Source organism: Flavobacterium arundinis (assembly GCF_038289855.1).
Lineage (GTDB): Bacteria > Bacteroidota > Bacteroidia > Flavobacteriales > Flavobacteriaceae > Flavobacterium > Flavobacterium arundinis.
Map to the genome: position 1 here is coordinate 640,459 of NZ_JBBYHR010000001.1, position 19,878 is coordinate 660,336.

Here is a 19,878-nt window from a genome sequence, read left to right on the forward strand (position 1 = left end):
AAATTAACACCAAACACATACAAACAACCAACAGTCAGCCGTATGCAGCCTGAGACCATTCGTTACAAAACACCGATTTTCGCAATACCGGAGTAGTAGCCCTGAGTGCAAAACATGTAAAAATGTTTAAGTAAACCAGCGCAATAGCTATAACCATTATAAATAACAAAATTTTGATTTTAACTTCTATTTAACCTGAAACACAGCCAAAAAATTAGTAACTTTGTTTAACGTTTTACCGAAAATGATGAACAATATAAAAAATGTTTTTACCATAAAAGATCTTGAGAATTTATCAGGGATCAAGGCGCATACTATCCGGATATGGGAAAAGCGGTACAATATACTTGAGCCATTGCGAACCGATACGAACATCCGTTACTATGATGTGGCCAACCTTCAAAAAATACTAAACATCAGCACGTTAAACTCTTTCGGCTATAAAATATCCAACCTTGCAAAAATTCCTGATGATAAAATACCGCAGCTTGTAAAAGAGGTGCTTTCTAAAAAAAGCCTGGCCAACCATGTTATAAATAACTTTAAGCTGGCCATGATGAACTTTGACCGGCAGCTCTTTTTGTCTACCTATGACTCCTTATTAAAGGAAAAATCGTTCCGGCAAATTTTTCACGAATACTTTATCCCGCTGCTTGAGGAAATAGGCACACTTTGGCAGACCGAAACAATAACCCCTGCCCACGAGCACTTTATAAGCTATCTCATCAAGCAAAAGGTGGCTTCTGAAACCGAAAGGCTTGCGGTAAAGGAAAACAACGATGGACGCACTTATGTGCTCTACCTCCCCGAAGGCGAGATACACGAGCTTGGGCTTATGTTCCTGAATTATGAGTTCCTGCTAAAAGGCTATAACGTTATTTACCTTGGCGAGAGCCTACCGGCTGAAAATATCAGAAACCTGAAAAACTATTTCAATAATATCACGTTTATATCGTATATTACCGTTGCTCCGGAAATGAAGGCTGTAAACGATTATATCGAAGGCCTGAACCAGCAAATTCTTAATGATGACGCAACCAAACTATTGCTGTTTGGCCGAAATACACAGTTCATCCACCCTAAAAACCTGGGAAGCAATATTACCATATACGCGTCCATAAAAGATTTTGCAGAAACAATTAGCTAAAAACACAAAGGCAAAAATGAAAAAGTCCATAAAAATAATCGGTTCCGGGTTTTCGTCCCTTGCAGCAGCCTGCTACCTGGCACAACAGGGGCATAACGTTACCGTTTACGAAAAGAACGCCACCATAGGCGGGCGCGCAAGGCAGCTTAAAAAGGATGGCTTCACTTTCGACATCGGCCCTACATGGTATTGGATGCCCGATGTCTTTGAGCGCTTTTTTGCCGACTTCAACAAAAAACCGTCTGATTATTACGAACTGATAAAGCTTTCGCCCGCATACAGCGTTTATTTTGGAGAAAGAGAATTCATTACCATTGCCAATAACCTTGACGAGATCATTGCTACTTTCGAAACCATCGAAAAAGGCAGTGGCGCAGAACTGAGGGAATTTATAGATGAAGCCAAAAGCAACTACGACATCGCCATCAAGGACCTCGTGTACCGGCCCGGAGAATCGCCAATAGAGCTGGTTACCCCGCAGACAATGATGAAAATGGGACAGTTCTTTGGCAATATCTCCAAGGATATCCGGAAGCGCTTTAAAAATAAAAAACTGGTACAGGTGCTGGAATTCCCTGTGCTGTTCCTGGGTGCAAAACCCAGCGATACGCCATCGTTCTACAGCTTTATGAACTATGCCGACTTTGGCCTTGGCACCTGGCACCCCAAAGGCGGCATGTATAACGTGATCCTGGCTATGGAAACCCTGGCTAAAGAACTTGGAGTTACCATAAAAACCAATTCGAATATTGAAAAAATAGGGGTAAAAGACGGCAGGGCAACACATTTGGTTGTCAATGGAAGCACTGTAGAGGCTGATGTGATCGTGACCGGGGCCGATTACCACCATTCGGAAACATTACTGGATGAGGAATACCGCGGCTACTCTGAGAAATACTGGGAGAAGCGGACGTTTGCACCATCGTCGTTATTGTTTTATGTAGGCTTTGATAAAAAGATTACGAATACAGAGCACCACACGTTGTTTTTCGATACCGATTTTGACATTCACGCAAAGGATATATACGACATCCCTAAATGGCCGGAGGAACCGTTGTTTTATGCAAGTTTTCCATCGAAGACCGATAATGATGCGGCACCCGAAGGATGCGAGGCAGGTATCTTCCTGATACCGCTTGCACCGGGGCTTGAGGACACTACCGAGTTACGGGACCGCTATTTTGAAAAGATCATAACCCGCTTTGAAAAACTGACACAGCAGGAAGTGAAGCGCCATATCATGGTTAAGGAGTCTTTTTGCGTGAACGATTTTGTAAAGGAATACAATTCCTACAAAGGGAATGCTTACGGGCTGGCCAACACCTTGTTCCAAACCGCTTTTTTACGACCGAAGCTGAAAAGCAGCAAGGTAAAGAACCTCTATTTTACCGGGCAGCTCACAGTACCCGGTCCGGGCGTACCCCCTGCCCTGATCTCCGGGAAACTGGTGGCCGGGCTGGTAGCCAAACATAGCTTTAAAGACAATAAAACAACTGAAATACCAAGCCTATGAAATCGATTTTTGACACTATATCCTACAATTGCAGCAGGAACATAACACAGGCGTACAGCACCTCATTTTCACTTGCTGTAAAAATGCTGTCGCCCAGCATCCGCAGGGATATTTATAACATATACGGCTTTGTAAGGCTGGCCGACGAGATCGTGGACTCTTTTCATGATTATGATAAAGAGCAGCTTTTTGCCCGCTTTGAGAGCGACCTTGAAAACGCACTCAACGAGAAGATAAGCCTCAATCCCGTGCTTAATGCTTTCCAGCATACCGTTTATAAATATGGCATCGATAAAAGCCTTATCGACGCTTTTATGTTAAGCATGAAGCAGGACCTTGTGAAAAAAGAGTACCATACCTTTGCCGAATACAACCAGTATATTTACGGAAGTGCCGACGTGGTGGGACTGATGTGCCTGAAGGTGTTTGTAAATAATGACAACGAACGCTATGAAACCCTCAGGCAGCCCGCAATGCGGCTTGGTTCGGCATTCCAAAAGGTAAATTTCCTGCGTGACCTCAAGGCGGATATGGAAGGGCTGGAACGCAACTACTTCCCGACGCTGAACCTCAGCGAAATGAATGACGAGACCAAGCGCGCCATTGTTGAAGAGATAGAGGCCGACCTGCATGAAGGCTACAAAGGCATACTGCAATTGCCCACCGAAGCAAAATTCGGTGTATACACTGCCTATGCCTACTACAAAAAACTGTTGAAAAAATTAAAAAACACGCCGCCGCTCGAAATCAAAAATACGCGCATACGGGTACCCAATTACCAGAAAGTAGGACTATTAGCGCGTTGCTATGTGAGCTACCAACTTAATTTCCTTTAAATTATGACTGCTATACTGTGGATTAATATTTTAGTCTTTTTTCTTACCTTTTTCATGATGGAGTTTATGGCGTGGTTCACGCACAAATATGTTATGCATGGCTTTTTATGGTCGCTTCATAAAGACCACCACCGCAAAGACCATGACTCCTGGTTTGAGCGGAATGATACTTTTTTCATTTTTTACGCTGTGATAAGCATCGGTTTCTTTTTGCTATGGCAGTATGACATCCTTCAAATAGGCCTCGCCATTGGGTTAGGCATATTCGCATACGGCCTTGCCTATTTTATGGTGCATGATATCTTCATTCACCAGCGGTTCAAAATGTTTCGCAACGCAACAAGCCGCTACGGGAAGGCTGTGCGCCGCGCGCACAAGATGCACCATAAACATTTGGATAAAGAGCATGGCGAGTGTTTTGGAATGCTGCTGTTTCCTGTTAAATACTGGAAGAAATAATTTTTACCACTTGATTTTTCAGATGGATTTTTGATTAGATTTATTCCAAAATAATCCACCATGAAAACCATCGTTACCGGGATACTTTTCCTGGTAGTACTGTTTAGTTTCAACACTCCAAAAATAAATTTTCCTAAAGCAAAAACAGTTTATACTGAATTTAGGGCTGACTCCGGTTACATCAAAAAAGGCGAGGCTCTCAGGCTGCTGGCACAGGCAAAGTATGACCTTGGTTACGAACAGGAAGGAAGGGATACCCTCGATTTGCAAGCCAGTAATTATAAATTTTCGGATACTTTGGGGAAATACTATAAAATAGATAATGGCAATTATCTTGCTTTTCTTCCTGAAGTTACCCATCCGGACAGAAGGGTTTATCTTCTCATGGAAACAACCCGGGATGGTATTGTGTTACGCAGCGAACCGTACTGGTCCGGTATGTACCAATGCTGTTGGGATAAGCCATACGAAGGGATCGAAAGATATGGCAATAATTATTTCGGGATACTATCATGTGGCACCGGCTCAGCGCATTGTTCTTCTAACATTCACCTTTTTAAAGGATTTGCACCCCAAAGCAATAGTATATGCAGTTATCTGTATACAGGTTGGTGTGTTGGGCGCGAAATAGCCTGCCTCCTTACATCCGATATGGAAATAAAAAATGATACCGTTACCATGCACTATACTATGGAGCACCTTAAAGAACGCCGCAACGGTAAATACAAAACAGTCGATTCAGAGAAATTCGATATCAAATATGTGGAGCGCGAACAGGGATGGGTTGCGCTGGACAGTACCAAGATATATGAGTTTCCGAATTAATAAAAATCCCCCGAAAGCCTTCACTTCCGGGGGATCTTGTTACTAACCTTAACAAACCTATTTCTTTTTCATCAAGTCCTCTAAGGGCTTAAACTGCTCCATATCCATAGGAGCTTTTTGCAGCAGACCGACAATCGTAAGCACATTATTAGGAGTCATGTTATCTCCCAGCACGCGCACCACGCCAAACCCGGTATCCTGATTGCGTACAAAAACCACAAACTCTTCTATATGCTCATCGTCTCCTTTGGTACTTACAGAAGCGCCGCTTTCGCCATTATTGATCTTTATGAGCTCTTCATACTCCCCTTTCACAAGGCCTCTTACTTTTTCCAGTTCCTGGTCATATTTCTTGTTGCTAACATCAAGGCTGTCCTTCTTATACATAAGCACGTTGAACTTGTGGAGCGATTCCACCGCTGCTTTTTCCTCGGGGGTAAGCTTGATTTCGTTTGTCTTTATAAACGTAGGTGCAATATCCAGGGTTATAAAACCCGGAGTTTCGCTTTTCTCAACATAGTACTTCTGTAGTGACGGTTCCTGCGAACAGGAGGCAATTGCCAACAGCATAATGCCGAATAGATACAGGCTGCTTTTCATGAATCTTATTTTTTTGTTTTAGATGCTTTTTTCAATTCCATACCTCCGGGAAGGCTCAGTTTATCGGTAAGAAGCGATATCTGGCTAATGTCAAAATTACCGGTAAGCGACATGATCACTGTTTCCTGCTTACCACCATCCATAAACATCAGGAGTTCGCGCACCTGGGAAGCCTTTGCACCCGATTTCACATAGATCTTGATGTTCCTTCCGCCCTCGCTCATACGCATCAGTTCATCCATCGGGCTTTTCTTAAGGTAGGTATCGACTGTTGCTTTCATATCGGCGCCGTATTTTGCATTGGTAGTCCTGAATACTTTCAGGTAGTCCAATTTTTTGATCAGGTCGATATATTGCTGATAGTCTGCTTTATCCTTCCCTGTAGCCTTGACTTCAGACATCAGCTGGAACATTTTTTTGTTCACCACCACGCTTTCAATACCTGTCTTGTCTTCAAATTTGTCGAAGGCAGTTATCTGTGCGTGCATCAGTACAGGCATCAGGGCAAGTACCACAGCTATTATTAAATTTTTCATTGTTCTGGTTTTTAATTTTTGTTTTTGGTGTTTTTGGGTGTGCGCTAATTTACTGCTTAAACGCTTCAATATCTTTCAGGTCAAGCGTGCCCGTAAAAGAAACCAGCACCATATCGTTATCTTTAGCGTTTTCGATAAATACAAGCCCTTCTTTTATGATCGACTCTTCTTTCCCTTGGGTTACATAAATTTTTATTTTGGCACCGTCTTTAGTAACGCTCATCAGTTCGGTAAGCGGGTTTTTCTTTACATATTCGGTTACCGCTTTCTTCATGTCGTCCTTATGTTTTTGCTCTTTGGTAGAAAACACTTTCAGCCCTTCTATATTTTCGGCCATATCCAGGTATTTCTGGGCTTTGTCGTTGCCCGAAACTTTTACGTCTTTCATCATCCGGAACATTTCTTTATTAACCGTTACCGATTCTATACCATCCACATCCTGGAATTTATCAAATGCTTTAGTCTGTGCAAAGGTTATAAAAGGCATCGCTGCCAATACTGCTGTAATTATGAATTTTTTCATTTTTCTATTCTTTAAATATTGTTTTTCTTGATTTTTCGTACTCTCCAATATAATTCACGCTCTCAACCCCCACATTTACATTTTTGGAAAGCATGTTCAGCGCTTTCTGCGTTTCCCTGAAGGCTATTTCCGGGTCGTCATAGGTGCCAAGTTCTGCCTGCGAAGGCTGCTCGCGGTTCAAAAAGGTAAACATGCCCAGCATCACCACAACACTCGCTGCCACCGATATCCATCCGGTGTAACGCCTTTTGGTCTTTAACGGTATCTGTTTTTCAAATTGCTGTGTGCCGGCCTGGGCAAAATACCCGAACATTGGCCTGTACTGCTCCAGGTGTGGCGCCACATCCGGTGAAGAGAAGTAGATCTTAAGCTCTCTCTCTTCGGCAGTACTGGTCTCTGCATCAAAATATTTATCCAGTAGTTTTTCAATTGTTCGTAATTCCATAGCTGTGTGTTTTTAAAAGTTCCTCCCGCATCGTTTTCCTCGCCCTTGACAGTGCCACCCTTACGGCGGTCTCGTTCATGTCCATTATTTTGGCTATTTCTTCAAATTCATATTGCTCGATATCCCGCATCTGCATGATCAGCTTTTGCTGTTCGGGCAGTTTCCCCATGATCTTCTCTGCCCATTCCCAACTGTCCCTGTCCTCTGCCTGCTGCTGCAACCCTGCCTGCCTGTCGGTATAGTTACTGTGCACTATCCGCATTTCGGTTGCCCTTTTAGACTTAAGCTGGTCCAGGCAGTAATTCTTTGTCATGGTCATGGCCAGTGCTTCAACGCTCGAGTAGCTTTCCAGCTTCCCTTTATTGTTCCACAGCTTCACCAGTACCTCCTGCGTAGCGTCTTCCGCTTCCTCATTACTCACAAGGAGCCGCTTTGCCAACCGGAATACCCGGTCTTTAAAGGGAGAGATCACTTTTATGAACTCTGATTGATTCATTACTGATGGTGGTTTGTTATCGGTTTATAAAAGGAAGACGAATTGGGATAATTTTTGTTACAAGCTATATCAAAAATATTTAAATTTACGTTCTACTAAAAATCGCTATAATGAAAAAGATGAGATTATTACTGGCTTCGCTGCTGGTTGGCGCCTTTGCCTTCCAGGCCTGTGAAGACATGGACGACAATGCTGTACCTGTAAACGACTTTATATGGAAAGGCCTTAACCTGTATTACTTATGGCAGGCCGATGTACCCGATCTCTCTGATAGCCGCTTTGCCAACCAGGGCGAGCTTAATTCTTACCTTGAAACGTTTTCCAGACCCGAGGACCTTTTTGAAAGCCTGCTGTACCAACGAGGCGTTGTAGACCGTTGGAGCGTGATCGTACCCGACTTTAATGTGCTTGAAAATGCATTGCAGGGCGTGGTGAAAAGCAATGGGGTGGAATTTGGCCTTGTATATACGGATGATACCCAAACGGCTATTTTCGGTTATGTGAGGTACATCATGCCCGACTCTGATGCTTCCACGAAAGACATTCAAAGGGGCGATATTTTTTATGCGGTAAACGATACGCCGCTGACGGTTTCTAATTACCAAAGCCTGCTTGGCGCCGACAGTTACACCCTTAACCTTGCCACCTATAATGATGGCACTATAACGCCAAACGGGACAACAGTTAGCCTGACCAAAACGCAGTATGCAGAAAATCCTGTAAATACTGTACAGGTGGTACAGCAGGGCAGCCACAGGATAGGCTATTTTATGTACAATGGCTTCTTCAGTAATTATGATGCCGACCTGAATGCTGCATTTGCACAGCTGGCTTCGCAGAATGTTACCGACCTGGTGCTGGACCTTCGCTATAATTCAGGCGGCTCGGTAAGGACAGCCACCTACTTGGGCAGTATGATAACCGGGCAGTATAACGGACAGCTTTTTGCCAAACAGCAATGGAATGCAAAGCTGCAGGCCTACTATGAAGGTAATAATCCTGAAGCCCTGGAGAATCATTTTACCAACCAGCTATCGGGAGGGCAGTCCATCAACAGCCTGAATATGTCTAAAGTGTATATACTTACCACACAGTCAACGGCATCGGCAAGTGAATTGGTGATCAACTGCCTTAAGCCTTATATCGACGTTGTTGTTATTGGCGATACCACCACGGGAAAAAATGTTGGGTCGGTAACACTATACGACTCACCGGATTTCTCTAAAGATAACCGCGATGGAAGCCACCGCTATGCCATGCAGCCAATTGTGCTTAAAACGATCAATGCTGACGGGTTTGGCGATTACAGCGCCGGTATTACTCCTGAGATTGAGCTACAGGAAGACTTCGGCAACATGGGTGTGCTGGGCGACCCCAACGAACCGTTGTTTGCTGCGGCCATAGGCGATATAACAGGCAACGGCCGACATGGCCTATCTCCCGCTAAAAAACATAAGAAATTTAGGGATTCGAAAAACATGCAGCGCTTCGGTACTGAGATGTATGTTGATAAGATGCCGGAAGGTTCTCTGGATTTGGTAAAAATCGTACAATAATGCGGGATACTTTTAGCCTGAGCGTAAACATAAATGCACTCCGGCCAGACTTCAGGGTATTTGCAACGTACTTTTTTGGAGATGATATGTATAACTATGACTCCGAAGGGGATAGTTTTCAGGTTACAAGCAAAAGCTGGACAGAACTCTACATGTGTTCAAGGGAAAATGAAGCGTTATGTTTCGATATCTGGAAAATTAATGACGAACCATTGGTTTTTAAAGTAACATCACAAACAAAAGAAATCGTAAACAGGATCGCTTACTTTCTGTCAAGGGAAACAGATGGCGAAATAATAGATGATGAAGGCAATGTAGTATCTGCTGAAAATATAATACAGGGAATGGGAAACTTTGATCTTGCCCAACGGCTGGAACTGTCTGATAATAGTATCTGGAGAAAAGCTACAGAAGATAATCCTTTTCCAAACTTAAATAAATGACAAAAGGCTTCCGCAACGGAAGCCTTTCGTTTTGATTGATGATTGATCTTAATCGATTACTCGTTAAAGTAAAAACCTGCAGGTATTACACCTACAGTGAAGGTGTTTTCCAATGCGCCGGTTAGCGAATAAGTGTACACTTTCCCATTCGAATTGTAATCCATTGCATCGCCTACATAAATGTGCCCGCCTTTAACAGCAAAGCTGTAAACACCGTATACTCCCTGCTCTTCAGTAGTGAATAAAGGTTCTGTTGGCAAAGCAGTAGCATTTACCGGTATAGCGAAAATATTGGAATCTACGGTGTAGTAAATTTTGTTATTCTCGATAACAAGGTTCGAAGGGTGGCTTCCCGCACTTAAATTAAGTGTGCTGGCAACTGTGTTATTGCTAAGGTTGATTACCTTCAGGCTGCCTGCTGTCTCTGCACCTGCCCATGAAGGCTTGCCTTCACATAACACATAAAGTTTGCCGTTTTCCTCTTCCATCGTATTCGGCACATCACCAACTGCTATGCTGGTAACAACCGCATTAGTTGATGCATTAATAACCGTAACGGTATTGCCGTAGCCATACCCTCCTTTGTGGGTAACATACAGCTTACCATTTTCCTCAATGATCCTTTCCGGCCCTTCAGCAACACCGATTTCCGATGTGATAGTGTTATTAGAAAGGTCTACCACAGCTACAAAGTCATCAGTAGTGTCGGTAGCATCGCCCCAGTTGGTCACAAAACCTTTTCCGTTATGGAAAGCGATATACCTTGGATTATCAAGGTCGCCGGTAATAGTAGCCACATGCGCAAATGTGTAGCGGTTAACGATCTCTATTTTGTTCGAGAAATTCATTACAATATAAGCCAGGTCTCCGTTAAAGCCGATGTCCTGCCCGGTATCGCCAAGAATATTCCCGGGATTCACACTTGCAAAAATGTTGTTTTCCAATACAAAATCATTCGAGAGGAAAGACACCGAAGCATCGCCGTGGCCAAAACCGCCCTGGTTCAGGATAAGAACGCCATTGTCATAAGCGCCGGATGGTGCATTGACGGAATCGTCATCGCTACAGGACACGAAAAAAAGTGATCCTGCAAGCGCTGTAAGAAGTAGTTTGTTTAGTTTCATTTGTATTAGAATTTAAAATTAAGGTACATGTTATAGTTTCGTCCGGGCATAGGGCGCACGGCTACATTTTGGTATTCTTCGTTCCAAAGGTTATTTACCTGCGTTCCTACGGACAGTCCCAAAAACACTTTGAAAGTATATTCGGCGCCAACACCCGAGACATTGAAGGCATCAAGCTTGTATGCGTTATCGGAACTGGTAAATACTTCCCCGTTAAACAGGTGGCGGTAGTAAGCCGAAAAGCCTTTATAGCCATAAGCAAGCGATGCTGTAGCCTTATGTAAAGGCACATAGATGAGCTGCTCGCCTTTGCCGTCTTCGCGGGAAATGGTGTAGGCATACGTACCGGTAAGTTCCAGCTGGCCTGCCCCTGCTTTCTTTTTCCAGCTGATAACAGATTCCAAACCGTAGTTGTTAACCTTACCAACGTTTTCCGGCCTCCAGATACCGCCCGTAGAAGGCAGCCAGCGCAGCATATCGGTCAGTTTTATATAATAGCCGGTAAGTGTAAACGTGAAGTCATTGAACCGGAAAATATTGCCCAGTTCAGCCTGGTAGGAACTTTCGGGCCTGAGGTTGGGATTGCCGCTACCCTGCCAGTAAAGGTCGTTGAATGTGGGTATCCTGAAGTTACGGGAGGCGTTCAGTTTTACATTGTAAAAGCTCGCCAGGGCAATGTTAGTTCCCGCCGAAAACAGCAACGGGCTTTCATACGCATTGGTAATCTCTTTACGGATACCCAATTCGTATTGTATTTTTTGTGTAACCTGGTGCTTCATCAAAAGGCTCCCTGAAGAAATATCCCTCTTTTTCGAAAGGATATCCGAACCCTCGCCGTTGTTTTGGGTATAATCAATGATTGTATTGAGCTTTATCTTGTCCGATACATCATAGGTAAGGTCGTACTTGCCAATAAAGGTTTTTACATTCCCGAATGTATAATTGTCATTCTCGAAATTCTCAAAGTACTTGTACTTTTCCTCGAGGTAAGCCACCTTTACTTTGGAGGTAAAGCGGTTGTAAAAGCCATCCCATTCCAGCAGGTTCCTTGTGTTGGTATCATCATACATGCTTCGGGACGGTGCGGCCAGCGTGCGGGAAAAATGCCTGCTTCCATCATAGGCATAGCTATAGAGCTTCAACAGGTTTCTGTCATTGATTTTATAGGCGAAGGCAGCGTTAATACTGGTATTATGATATTGCCCGTTTTCATTCTTACTATTCCATCCCGGATAACTGTAATCGTTATCAGAACTGTTCCTGCTGATGCTTACACCTGTACTGAATTTTTCCGTGGAAGCTTTCAGGTTGTAATTCGCCCCGACTGTATTGAAGCTCCCATAGTCAAAGCGCAATTCATTTGTAAACCTGTTATCAAATTCCAGTTCGCTGTCCAGGTGTACACTCCCTCCAATAGCACTGCTGCCATAAATAACGCTTCCCCCGCCTGCCCTTACGGTGACTGAGTTAAAATCCCTCGCATTAAGTGTATTGAAATCGGTTTGCCCGTTTAGCTGCGAATTGATATTGATACCGTTCCAAATTACGGCGGTCTGTGATGCAGAAGTGCCACGGAAAGATGGCGATGAAACCATACCCAAGCCGTTTTCCTTAAAATAAATTACCGTATTGTATTGCAGCAAAGACGTGAGAGAAACTGCATTCCTGCGAATAACGGAGTCGGTAAGCTTTTGGGTGGATTGCGTTGCCGAGAAATCGTGCAGCTGTGTGTCGGAAATAATGACTTCCTTCAACTGCACAACAGCATTGCCCTGCGCCAAAATAACATGGCACAGCAACAGCATAAACGGTAAGACGCATCTTTTAAGTGTCATAATCCCTGAACCTTTCTTCCCGAAGGTCCGATATTAGTTACACCTAAGGCAGGTCTCCTGGCTTGCGTACTGTTGTTTACCTTCCCGTCCTTGCGGACAGTGGCTTGTAGTTAACAACAGCCCCCCAATAAATCGGGATAAGCTTACAGTTGCGGGAACAGCCCGGGATTTCAACCCGGTTCCCTTTTAATGCGGCACGCCGAAAATGCGCCGCAACCTTAAGTCGGGGCAAATATAGTATTTATATGTAAATAAAATTTACCCACACGATAAAAATATGCCTTTAAAGAAAATGCAAAAAGGGCATCCGTTTATGGATGCCCTTTTGTTATTTAAGTTGGCCTATTATCGCTTAAGTGCGAAGTGAGCCTTGAATTCTTTCGTTACGTCTCCTTCTGTGTAGGTAACCGTGAACCAGTAGTCATCGGCAAGTACAGGGTAACCGTTAAAGGTACCGTCCCATCCTAATCCTGCCGGAGATATCTGTTTCATTAATTTACCATAGCGGTCAAAGATATAGATCTGTACGTTATCAAAATTCTTCATACCGATGATATTCCAGTAATCATGGTAACCGTCACCATTTGGCGTAAAGAAGTTAGGGTAATCAATAACACTTACATCTTCAAGTAACATATTGAACTCATCACATGGATCATCTGTTGAAATATCACGTACATGAATCTCGTGCGGCCCGGCATACACATTGGTAAACACGTTAGAGTTCTGCCAAGGACCGTTATCAAGCTGGTACTGGTATTCACCATAACCCTGAGCCAGTACGGTAATGATTTGCTCATCGCTAAATGCGTTGCTCACCACATAACCAATCCCTATAGGGCTTGCAGGGCCACTGCGCAGTACTGTTACCGGAGCAATCGGGTCAGATACACACCCTGTTGCGCTTGTAGCTACAACAGTATATTCACCCGCAGCGGTTGCTGTATACGTTGGTCCGGTAGCATCCGGTATCACAACGCCATCATGGTACCATACAAAGGTATGCGTAGCATCAAGGCCGCTGTCCATCGGATGAGGACGAAGCACTTCCTGTGTATCAAAATTCACACATATAGTTCCACCGGCAAGGCTTGGCTCAGGTATGCGCTCAACAAAGAGCTCTAAAGTAGTCACCTCGTGGCATCCGCTTACGGTTGACTCATTGGTTACCCTTACCCAAATCATTTGGTAATCCGGTGTATTTTGGTACGCCGTAGGGTTTGCTATAGCGTTTGTTCCTGCTTCAGCATCCTCAGGTGTGGTATAGTATGTTACACTATAATTAGCAGGGTTCTGGGTGCCAAGGGCATCGTCATCTGCACGTGTAAGATCGAACGTAAACACGCCGTCGTTAGTACCATCGTAGTCACATTCAAAGAACGTTTCTGTTACCGGATTGGCTATTGCAGCTTCTTCCACCAATAGTGTAAGCGGCGCTGTTATAGTACATTCTGTATCATTACGCTTCACCTCTACAAGTATGTTCTGCACGTTAGGAGAACTTGTGTTGGTATAGATGTATGGCATTGCAGTACCAAGTCCCTGCGCAGCTGCATCGCGGTAGAAGGTAACGGTATAATCTGCAGGATCGGCGCCAGCCCCAAGGATCTCGTCCATATGGGTATTGAAGTCGAATGTAGCGATACCATCTGTATTCTGCTCACATATTGCATAAGGCGCAATCACACCTGCTACACCAAGTGCAGGTAGCGGATTCACGATAAGTTCAAACGATACTACCCGGAAACATACAGGGTTTGTTGAATCCTGCGTATTAGCTTCAGCCCTTACCCAGATGGTTGCATTGCCGCTGTTATAAGCAGTAATGTTGGTTATCTGGTTTGTCCTGTTGTTAGCATCTTCTTCGGTTTCATAGTAGGTTAATACCATGTTGAAGTCGTTATCCCTTATGTCGCTTTCAGCATCGGTAAGGTCAAATATCTCTTCTCCGTCAGGCGAACCGTTCACGTCGCACAGTACAAGCGGATCAGGATTTAAATCCGGTTGTGGCAGCGGCAGCACTTTTATCGTCAGCGTTGTATAGCTTTTACATCCTTCCGGTGTAGTAACCATTACATAAAGTGTCCTTGGGTTGATGAGAGGCGGAACGCCAGGCTCACTGTTTTGATAAGCCTCAGGATTTGATATAGGAGTTGCCCCTGTAACAGTCCTAGGATTTTGTTCAAAATAGGTAATTGTATTGCCCTGGCCTATTCCGTAGATACCCAGTATCTCATCGTTTTTCACGGTAAGGTCAAATAGCGTTATACCGTCATTTGGCAGGTCTTCATTACATAAAACCAGCATTGTCGGGGTAGTAAGGAGCAGTGGCTCATTAAGTTCCAGATCGAAACTTGTAATACTGAAACATTCAGTGCCCGGTGTCTCAACCCTTACCCAGATCGTCTGGCCGTTGGTACCATAATAATTCGATGCATTAGTGATCCTTGGCGCACCATTCTGAGCGTTGGCTTCGCTGGTAAAGTAATGTATCGTTAGCGTTGAAGGGTTTGTACCCATAGCAGTATGGATAATTGTATCCTGCTGCGTAAGGTCAAAATAAGCCCTTCCATCCTGGCCGTTGTTATCCTGGTCGTCGCATAATACAAGGTCTTCAAGGTCTTCCGGAGCGATTGGCGCAGGCGACACTGTAAGTGTAATCACATAAGGAGTGTTGCTTGTACAGCCTGTTACCAGGTTCTCTACCCTTACATACAGCATCTCTACAAATGGATTAACATTATGATAGTTAGTTGTATTCGGTATAGCATTCACATTGTTGATGGCATCCTGTTGTGTATGGTGGAATGTTACCTGAAGGTTTGGAGCGCCATTTACCATATCAACCACTAAGGCATTAAGGTCGAATTCGCCAATACCAAGTCCGGTCGTATCACAAACAGTAAGTTCTTCGGCAGTCGGAGGAACCAGTACCGGAAGCGGCTCTACCCTCACGTCAAGAAGCACTATCCTGTAGCAGCCGGTTGCTTCAAGTTCCACTTTTACAAAAATAGTCTCAACAGCACCATTGTTGGTATAGGCTTCAGGATTACTTATCGCATTTATACCTGCTACCGCATCGTCATACGTGTGGTAGAAAGAGGTATTGATACCTTGTTGTGGTACACCGGCAACAGTAATGATCTCATCTATTTTAGTGGTAAGATCAAATACTTCAATTTCATTGCCCGGGGTGTCATTGTCACAAAGCGTATATGGCACAGGATTATTAGCAACCGGAAGCGGGTTCACGATAAGCTCAAGTTCCATTACGTCATAACAGCCAGTAGCGTTATTGCTTACCCGTGCCCATACTGAAGCTGTAGCGCTTGGCCAGCTTGCAGGCGTATTAATACGGTCTACACCTGTACCATTTGCAGCACTAGCCGCATTTGTATAGAATGCAATGCTGAATTGTGCAGGGTCCATTGGGCCTAATATCTCTGCTTCCTTAGTTGTAAGGTCGAATATAGCTATACCATCAGTATCATTTGTCCCGTTATCGCAAAGTACATACGGCTCCGGCTCAACAGCCTCAGGTACAGGATGTACGATCAATTGCAACGGCACGATGTCAAAACAGTCGGTAAATGCGCTTTTTACTACTATATATACGGTTTGAACGCCACTTGTAGTAAGTGCAAATACATTCGTATAATTAGATGTATTCTGTATCGCATTTGTTCCAAACTGCGCATCTTCAATTGTTTCGTGAACAGTAAGCGTCACCGCACCGCCCATAGCATCCATAATACCCTGAAGGACAGGATCCATATTAAATGCCGTTACATCATCATTATTGAAGTCACACTCTTCCAATGGGGCAACGTTAGGCGCTATCGGTGCAGGAAGCACTTCAAGGCTGGCAGTCGTGATAACAACACATTCTGTAATTACATTTTCAACCCTTACATAAATAGTAGTATTAGGCGAAAGGTATGTTGATGGAAGATAGTTATCCGGTGTTGGGTTCTGTGCGTCATTCAGTGTAGCATAGTACGCAACTGAATAGCCAGATGCACCCATAGTAACTAAAGTTTCAATTTGAGACAGGTCGAAAAGTCCCTCACCAGGCTGCTCTTCACAAGCATACAGAGGTTCCATATTAGTATCTACAACCGGAAGCGGGTTCACCACAAGCTCAAACGAAGTTGTATTGAAACATCCTAAACTGCTTTCAAGCCTTACCCATACTGTTGCAGTACCACTTTGGTAATTTGCAGCATCGGTTATTTCAGCTGTCTCGTTGATAGCATCCAACTGGGTTGGGTAATAGGTTATAGTAACATCGGGATTATTGGTCACTTCGGCCGCCTTTGTAGTCAGGTCGAAGAATTCCACACCGTCTGGCGAGTTATTGTCATCACACAGCACATAATCACTTATTGGTGAAACCGCAGGTTTTGGCAATACCGTAAGCTGTAGTGGCTCTACAGCGTAGCAGTCTGTAGTGCTGGTCGCTTTGATAGCCCTGATATAAACCGTAGATGTAGAAGCCTGGTAGGTATCAGGCTGCTGGATAGGCTCAAGGTTATATTGTGCATTGAATGCGCTGGTGTGGTAAGACACTACAACACCGCTAGCACCATTTACAACTTCTGTACCTGCCGGTGTTAAGTTAAACACAGCAACCCCATCAAAATTATCGTCACATTCTTTGATCTCGGTAGCAGGCACCAGTACAGGCCTTTTATCAATTTTTACACGGAACTCATATTCATCGCTGCAAAGTACTGTAGCGGCACTTCCTGTTTGCTCGTATATATATAGTGTAATGTTATCAGTAATCTCATCCCCTTCATTATATTGTGTACCTGTACCTCCCTGGCCGGTATAATAATGCTGGCCCGGTGTACTAAGCGGGTCAAGGAAGAAACTTTCGCAGGCTTCAACCCATACAGGCTCGTCTACCACAGGAAGCGGATTTATCGTAACCGTAAAACTTCCCTGGTCGGTACAGTTATTTGGTGTTGTATTGGACTGTGCATATACATAAACGGTTTGCGAAGTAGTCAGCACCGTTCCCGGAGCAAGTTGTGTACCTGTACCGTTTGTACCTGTAAAATAGTTACCCACAGTAAGCGGAGGAAGCGTATACCCCTCATCGCTGCATGCGTACGCATCAGCAGGAACTACTACAACAGGCTTAGGAGTAACTATAAAGTTAACCGAAGAAGTTGCATAACAATCTTCACTATCCACATTAGTTACCCGAATATAGACCGTCTGGCCGTTGGTAACAGGAACTGCGGTAGGATTGGTCACAAGTGCAGTATTGTCTGTAGCACCGCTCAATGTAGTATGATAGCTTACAACAAATTCGTTGGGATCCTGCCCTGCGAGTGCATCGCCATCCAGCGATGTAAGGTCAAAAATCTCTGAACCGTTATTATCATTGTCACACATTTGCTGGTCGGCAGGAGAATTCGCCTCCGGAGCCGGATCAGCCCTTATTATGAATGATGTGATCTCATGACAGTCACTGAAGTAATTGGTTACCCTAACCCAAATTTCTTCCTCTGTACCATCCGTCTCATAAGATGTAGCATCTGATGCAAGGATAGCATTAAAACCATTGTCAGCATCAAATGCTGTATGATAGAAAGTTACCTCATTAACCACAGGATCCAACCCATTAAGTATCTCATCATTGTTCTCTGTAAGGTCGAAAGTGTAAGGTGGCTGACCCACAGCACATACAATAAGATCATTAGGCTCTCCTAATATTATAGGGTCGCGGGTAAAAGAGGCAGATTTTGTATATGTACATACAGTTGACTGATAGGAAACATTTGCTGTAAGCGTAAAAATAGTGGTGCCAACGGGAAGCCCACCAGCCGTAGTATTCAAAGATGCAGGGTTTGCAATACCACCAGCGGTAGCTGTCCAAATAAAGTTGCTGGAGGCATTTACAGTTATTGGAGTACTCAATGCAGGCGAAACCGGTACCGAGAAAATAGATGCCGAAGCAGCCGAACACGAGTTGTCGTTAATAACAGAGTTAATATTGCCCGAAGCATACGTAATAGAAGATGTAGCATTACATGTAGCGTCCAGGTTATTAAAAGTAATAGTTGCATTGGTTAACGCACCCACATCTGCGCCGATACAGTCATATATCTGTACGGCCCATCCACCCTGAGCAGCATTAATACCATAAAGCGGAGCCCAGTTAATAGGTGTAGGCACAAGAGGGCTGCCGGCCATATAGCCACCCCAGGTTCCGCTAAGGGGAACATCCGGCGTACAAACATCGATATAATTGGTCGATGTATTATTGAGCGTAAAGTTGATAACATTATCGGAACTGTTACATATACCACCTCCCGGATTGCCTGTAACACCCGGGTTAGGCATCAGGGCTATTGTAACCCCGTTTGGAGCCACAAGGTAAAATGCAAGGTCGGAAACATAGGTATGCGTAGCATTGAATGTTACGCTTATTTGTGTAAGTGGTGTAATGATCGCTTCCGGAGGCGGTGGATTATAGTACGTAAAAGAACCGTTTATCTGCAGGCTTCCCAGCAGGTTAGACGTATCACAACCTGATGGCTGCGAGGCAGCAGTCATTTGCGCATTCATATTCCAAACCCACGCATTATAACAGGCGATGAGGGTATTCGCAGCGCTGTATACCTGCACGCGGTAACCATCACTGGCAAGGTTAGAGATTGTTGAACTTGTCCCTGTCTGCGTAGTCAGGGGCGCCCATGATGAATTGGTCTGGTTATGGTAAAACCATTTGAAAGTAAATGGCCCTGCACCCGAAGGAGAGGTCGCGGTAAGGCTTCCGGCGGTAGTGCCAAGCCCTTCGCTACACCAAATATAAATGGGGTCATTTGGTGCGCCATTAGTATATGCCGTTACAGCCGAACCTGAATTTCCGTTGGCAACTATTTGCGCACTAAGGCTAACAGATAACAACAGGAAAAGTCCCAGATAGATAATTTTTTTCATTCTTCTTTTTCTTTATTATTTACTGCCCGTTTTTCACAGCCTCAATTCTTTGCAAAACCCTTTGTTTCTCCTGTTCGTAAACAGTAATCCTTTCAGGATCCTCTTCTTCCCGGGCCAATGTCAATTTTCTATCAACATCATACAGCCTTGATTCCAGTTCCGATTGCGACAGCTCCAAAAAAGTTGGAGCGGCCTCCCTGACCTGGACAAAGGGAGTTGCAGAAGCTTCCTGGGGATTTGCAACACCTACACTTTCATAAATAACAACTCCATTAGGTTCTGTCCTTACTACCTTAACACCGCTTTTGTTTTCCTGTGCATGGCAAACAAAGGCAAGCATAAGCGTAACAGCAAGCATATAACATTTTTTCATAGGGTAAATAATTTTCTAATTTTAATAACTCAAATTCCGTTTCAGATTGCCACCTTTTTTATATGTAACTTATGCACAGGCTACAATCACAATAGCTTCAACGTTATATTGAGGTGCGAAATTTACATAAATTTGACTCAAATAAAACACAAATAGGGTTATTTTTTTATATACAACAGGTGTATTTGCATTTACCCTATGTGTTTTTTC

General features: G+C 44.0%; 16 protein-coding genes and 1 riboswitch. Of the genes, 7 read left to right on the forward strand and 9 right to left on the reverse strand.

What is annotated here, in order from left to right; genetic code table 11:
* Nucleotides 1-244: 244 nt before the first annotated feature.
* From AAEO56_RS02875 to AAEO56_RS02895, 5 genes are read left to right on the forward strand one after another with little or no spacing between them, the layout of a single operon-like run.
* On the forward strand, nt 245-1,147 hold the full coding sequence (locus AAEO56_RS02875; RefSeq protein ID WP_341695512.1) for a MerR family transcriptional regulator: 903 nt from the start codon (nt 245-247) through the stop codon (nt 1,145-1,147).
* Nucleotides 1,148-1,163: 16 nt separating this feature from the next.
* Nucleotides 1,164-2,660 (forward strand): phytoene desaturase family protein, encoded by a 1,497-nt coding sequence (locus AAEO56_RS02880; protein WP_341695513.1) that lies wholly within the window; start codon nt 1,164-1,166, stop codon nt 2,658-2,660.
* On the forward strand, nt 2,657-3,496 hold the full coding sequence (locus AAEO56_RS02885; protein ID WP_341695514.1) for a phytoene/squalene synthase family protein: 840 nt from the start codon (nt 2,657-2,659) through the stop codon (nt 3,494-3,496). The genes AAEO56_RS02880 and AAEO56_RS02885 overlap by 4 nt, the downstream gene beginning before the upstream one ends.
* A gap of 3 nt (nt 3,497-3,499) precedes the next feature.
* A complete protein-coding gene (locus AAEO56_RS02890; protein ID WP_341695515.1) occupies nt 3,500-3,955 on the forward strand; it encodes a sterol desaturase family protein in 456 nt (151 codons plus the stop codon).
* Nucleotides 3,956-4,015: 60 nt separating this feature from the next.
* Nucleotides 4,016-4,780, forward strand: coding sequence for a hypothetical protein (locus AAEO56_RS02895; protein WP_341695516.1), 765 nt, complete (start codon nt 4,016-4,018; stop codon nt 4,778-4,780).
* Between the two features lie 57 nt (nt 4,781-4,837).
* Here AAEO56_RS02895 and AAEO56_RS02900 read toward each other — a convergent pair whose 3' ends face one another.
* Genes AAEO56_RS02900 through AAEO56_RS02920 form a run of 5 tightly spaced genes read right to left on the reverse strand, consistent with a single transcriptional unit; the run spans nt 4,838 to nt 7,380 of the window.
* On the reverse strand, nt 4,838-5,380 hold the full coding sequence (locus AAEO56_RS02900) for a DUF4252 domain-containing protein (RefSeq protein WP_341695517.1): 543 nt from the start codon (nt 5,378-5,380) through the stop codon (nt 4,838-4,840).
* A 5-nt stretch (nt 5,381-5,385) separates the two neighbouring features.
* Complete coding sequence (locus tag AAEO56_RS02905; protein WP_341695518.1) at nt 5,386-5,916, reverse strand: DUF4252 domain-containing protein; 531 nt, start codon at nt 5,914-5,916, stop codon at nt 5,386-5,388.
* Nucleotides 5,917-5,965: 49 nt separating this feature from the next.
* Nucleotides 5,966-6,439 carry a DUF4252 domain-containing protein gene (locus AAEO56_RS02910; RefSeq protein ID WP_341695519.1) on the reverse strand — a complete coding sequence of 158 codons (474 nt, stop codon included), beginning with the start codon at nt 6,437-6,439 and terminating at the stop codon, nt 5,966-5,968.
* A 4-nt stretch (nt 6,440-6,443) separates the two neighbouring features.
* Complete coding sequence (locus AAEO56_RS02915; protein WP_341695520.1) at nt 6,444-6,884, reverse strand: hypothetical protein; 441 nt, start codon at nt 6,882-6,884, stop codon at nt 6,444-6,446.
* Nucleotides 6,865-7,380, reverse strand: coding sequence for an RNA polymerase sigma factor (locus AAEO56_RS02920; protein WP_341695521.1), 516 nt, complete (start codon nt 7,378-7,380; stop codon nt 6,865-6,867). The genes AAEO56_RS02915 and AAEO56_RS02920 overlap by 20 nt, the downstream gene beginning before the upstream one ends.
* A gap of 110 nt (nt 7,381-7,490) precedes the next feature.
* On the opposite strand from AAEO56_RS02920, the gene AAEO56_RS02925 reads away from it, so the two are divergent.
* Nucleotides 7,491-8,936, forward strand: a complete 1,446-nt coding sequence (locus tag AAEO56_RS02925) for a S41 family peptidase (RefSeq protein WP_341695522.1) — start codon at nt 7,491-7,493, stop codon at nt 8,934-8,936.
* Nucleotides 8,936-9,379 carry a hypothetical protein gene (locus tag AAEO56_RS02930; RefSeq protein WP_341695523.1) on the forward strand — a complete coding sequence of 148 codons (444 nt, stop codon included), beginning with the start codon at nt 8,936-8,938 and terminating at the stop codon, nt 9,377-9,379. Before AAEO56_RS02925 ends, AAEO56_RS02930 begins: the two co-directional genes overlap by 1 nt.
* A gap of 56 nt (nt 9,380-9,435) precedes the next feature.
* On the opposite strand, the gene AAEO56_RS02935 is transcribed toward AAEO56_RS02930, so the two are convergent.
* From AAEO56_RS02935 to AAEO56_RS02950, 4 genes are all read right to left on the reverse strand, one after another.
* Nucleotides 9,436-10,503 (reverse strand): YncE family protein, encoded by a 1,068-nt coding sequence (locus AAEO56_RS02935; RefSeq protein WP_341695524.1) that lies wholly within the window; start codon nt 10,501-10,503, stop codon nt 9,436-9,438.
* A 5-nt stretch (nt 10,504-10,508) separates the two neighbouring features.
* Entirely contained in the window at nt 10,509-12,338 is a 1,830-nt protein-coding gene (locus AAEO56_RS02940; RefSeq protein ID WP_341695525.1) for a TonB-dependent receptor plug domain-containing protein, read from the reverse strand.
* 30 nt (nt 12,339-12,368) lie between these two features.
* A riboswitch (cobalamin riboswitch) is annotated at nt 12,369-12,574 on the reverse strand.
* A gap of 109 nt (nt 12,575-12,683) precedes the next feature.
* Complete coding sequence (locus AAEO56_RS02945) at nt 12,684-19,295, reverse strand: T9SS type B sorting domain-containing protein (RefSeq protein WP_341695526.1); 6,612 nt, start codon at nt 19,293-19,295, stop codon at nt 12,684-12,686.
* 19 nt (nt 19,296-19,314) lie between these two features.
* Nucleotides 19,315-19,668: a hypothetical protein gene (locus AAEO56_RS02950; RefSeq protein ID WP_341695527.1), complete on the reverse strand. Its 354-nt coding sequence runs from the start codon at nt 19,666-19,668 to the stop codon at nt 19,315-19,317.
* Between the last annotated feature and the right edge of the window lie 210 nt (nt 19,669-19,878).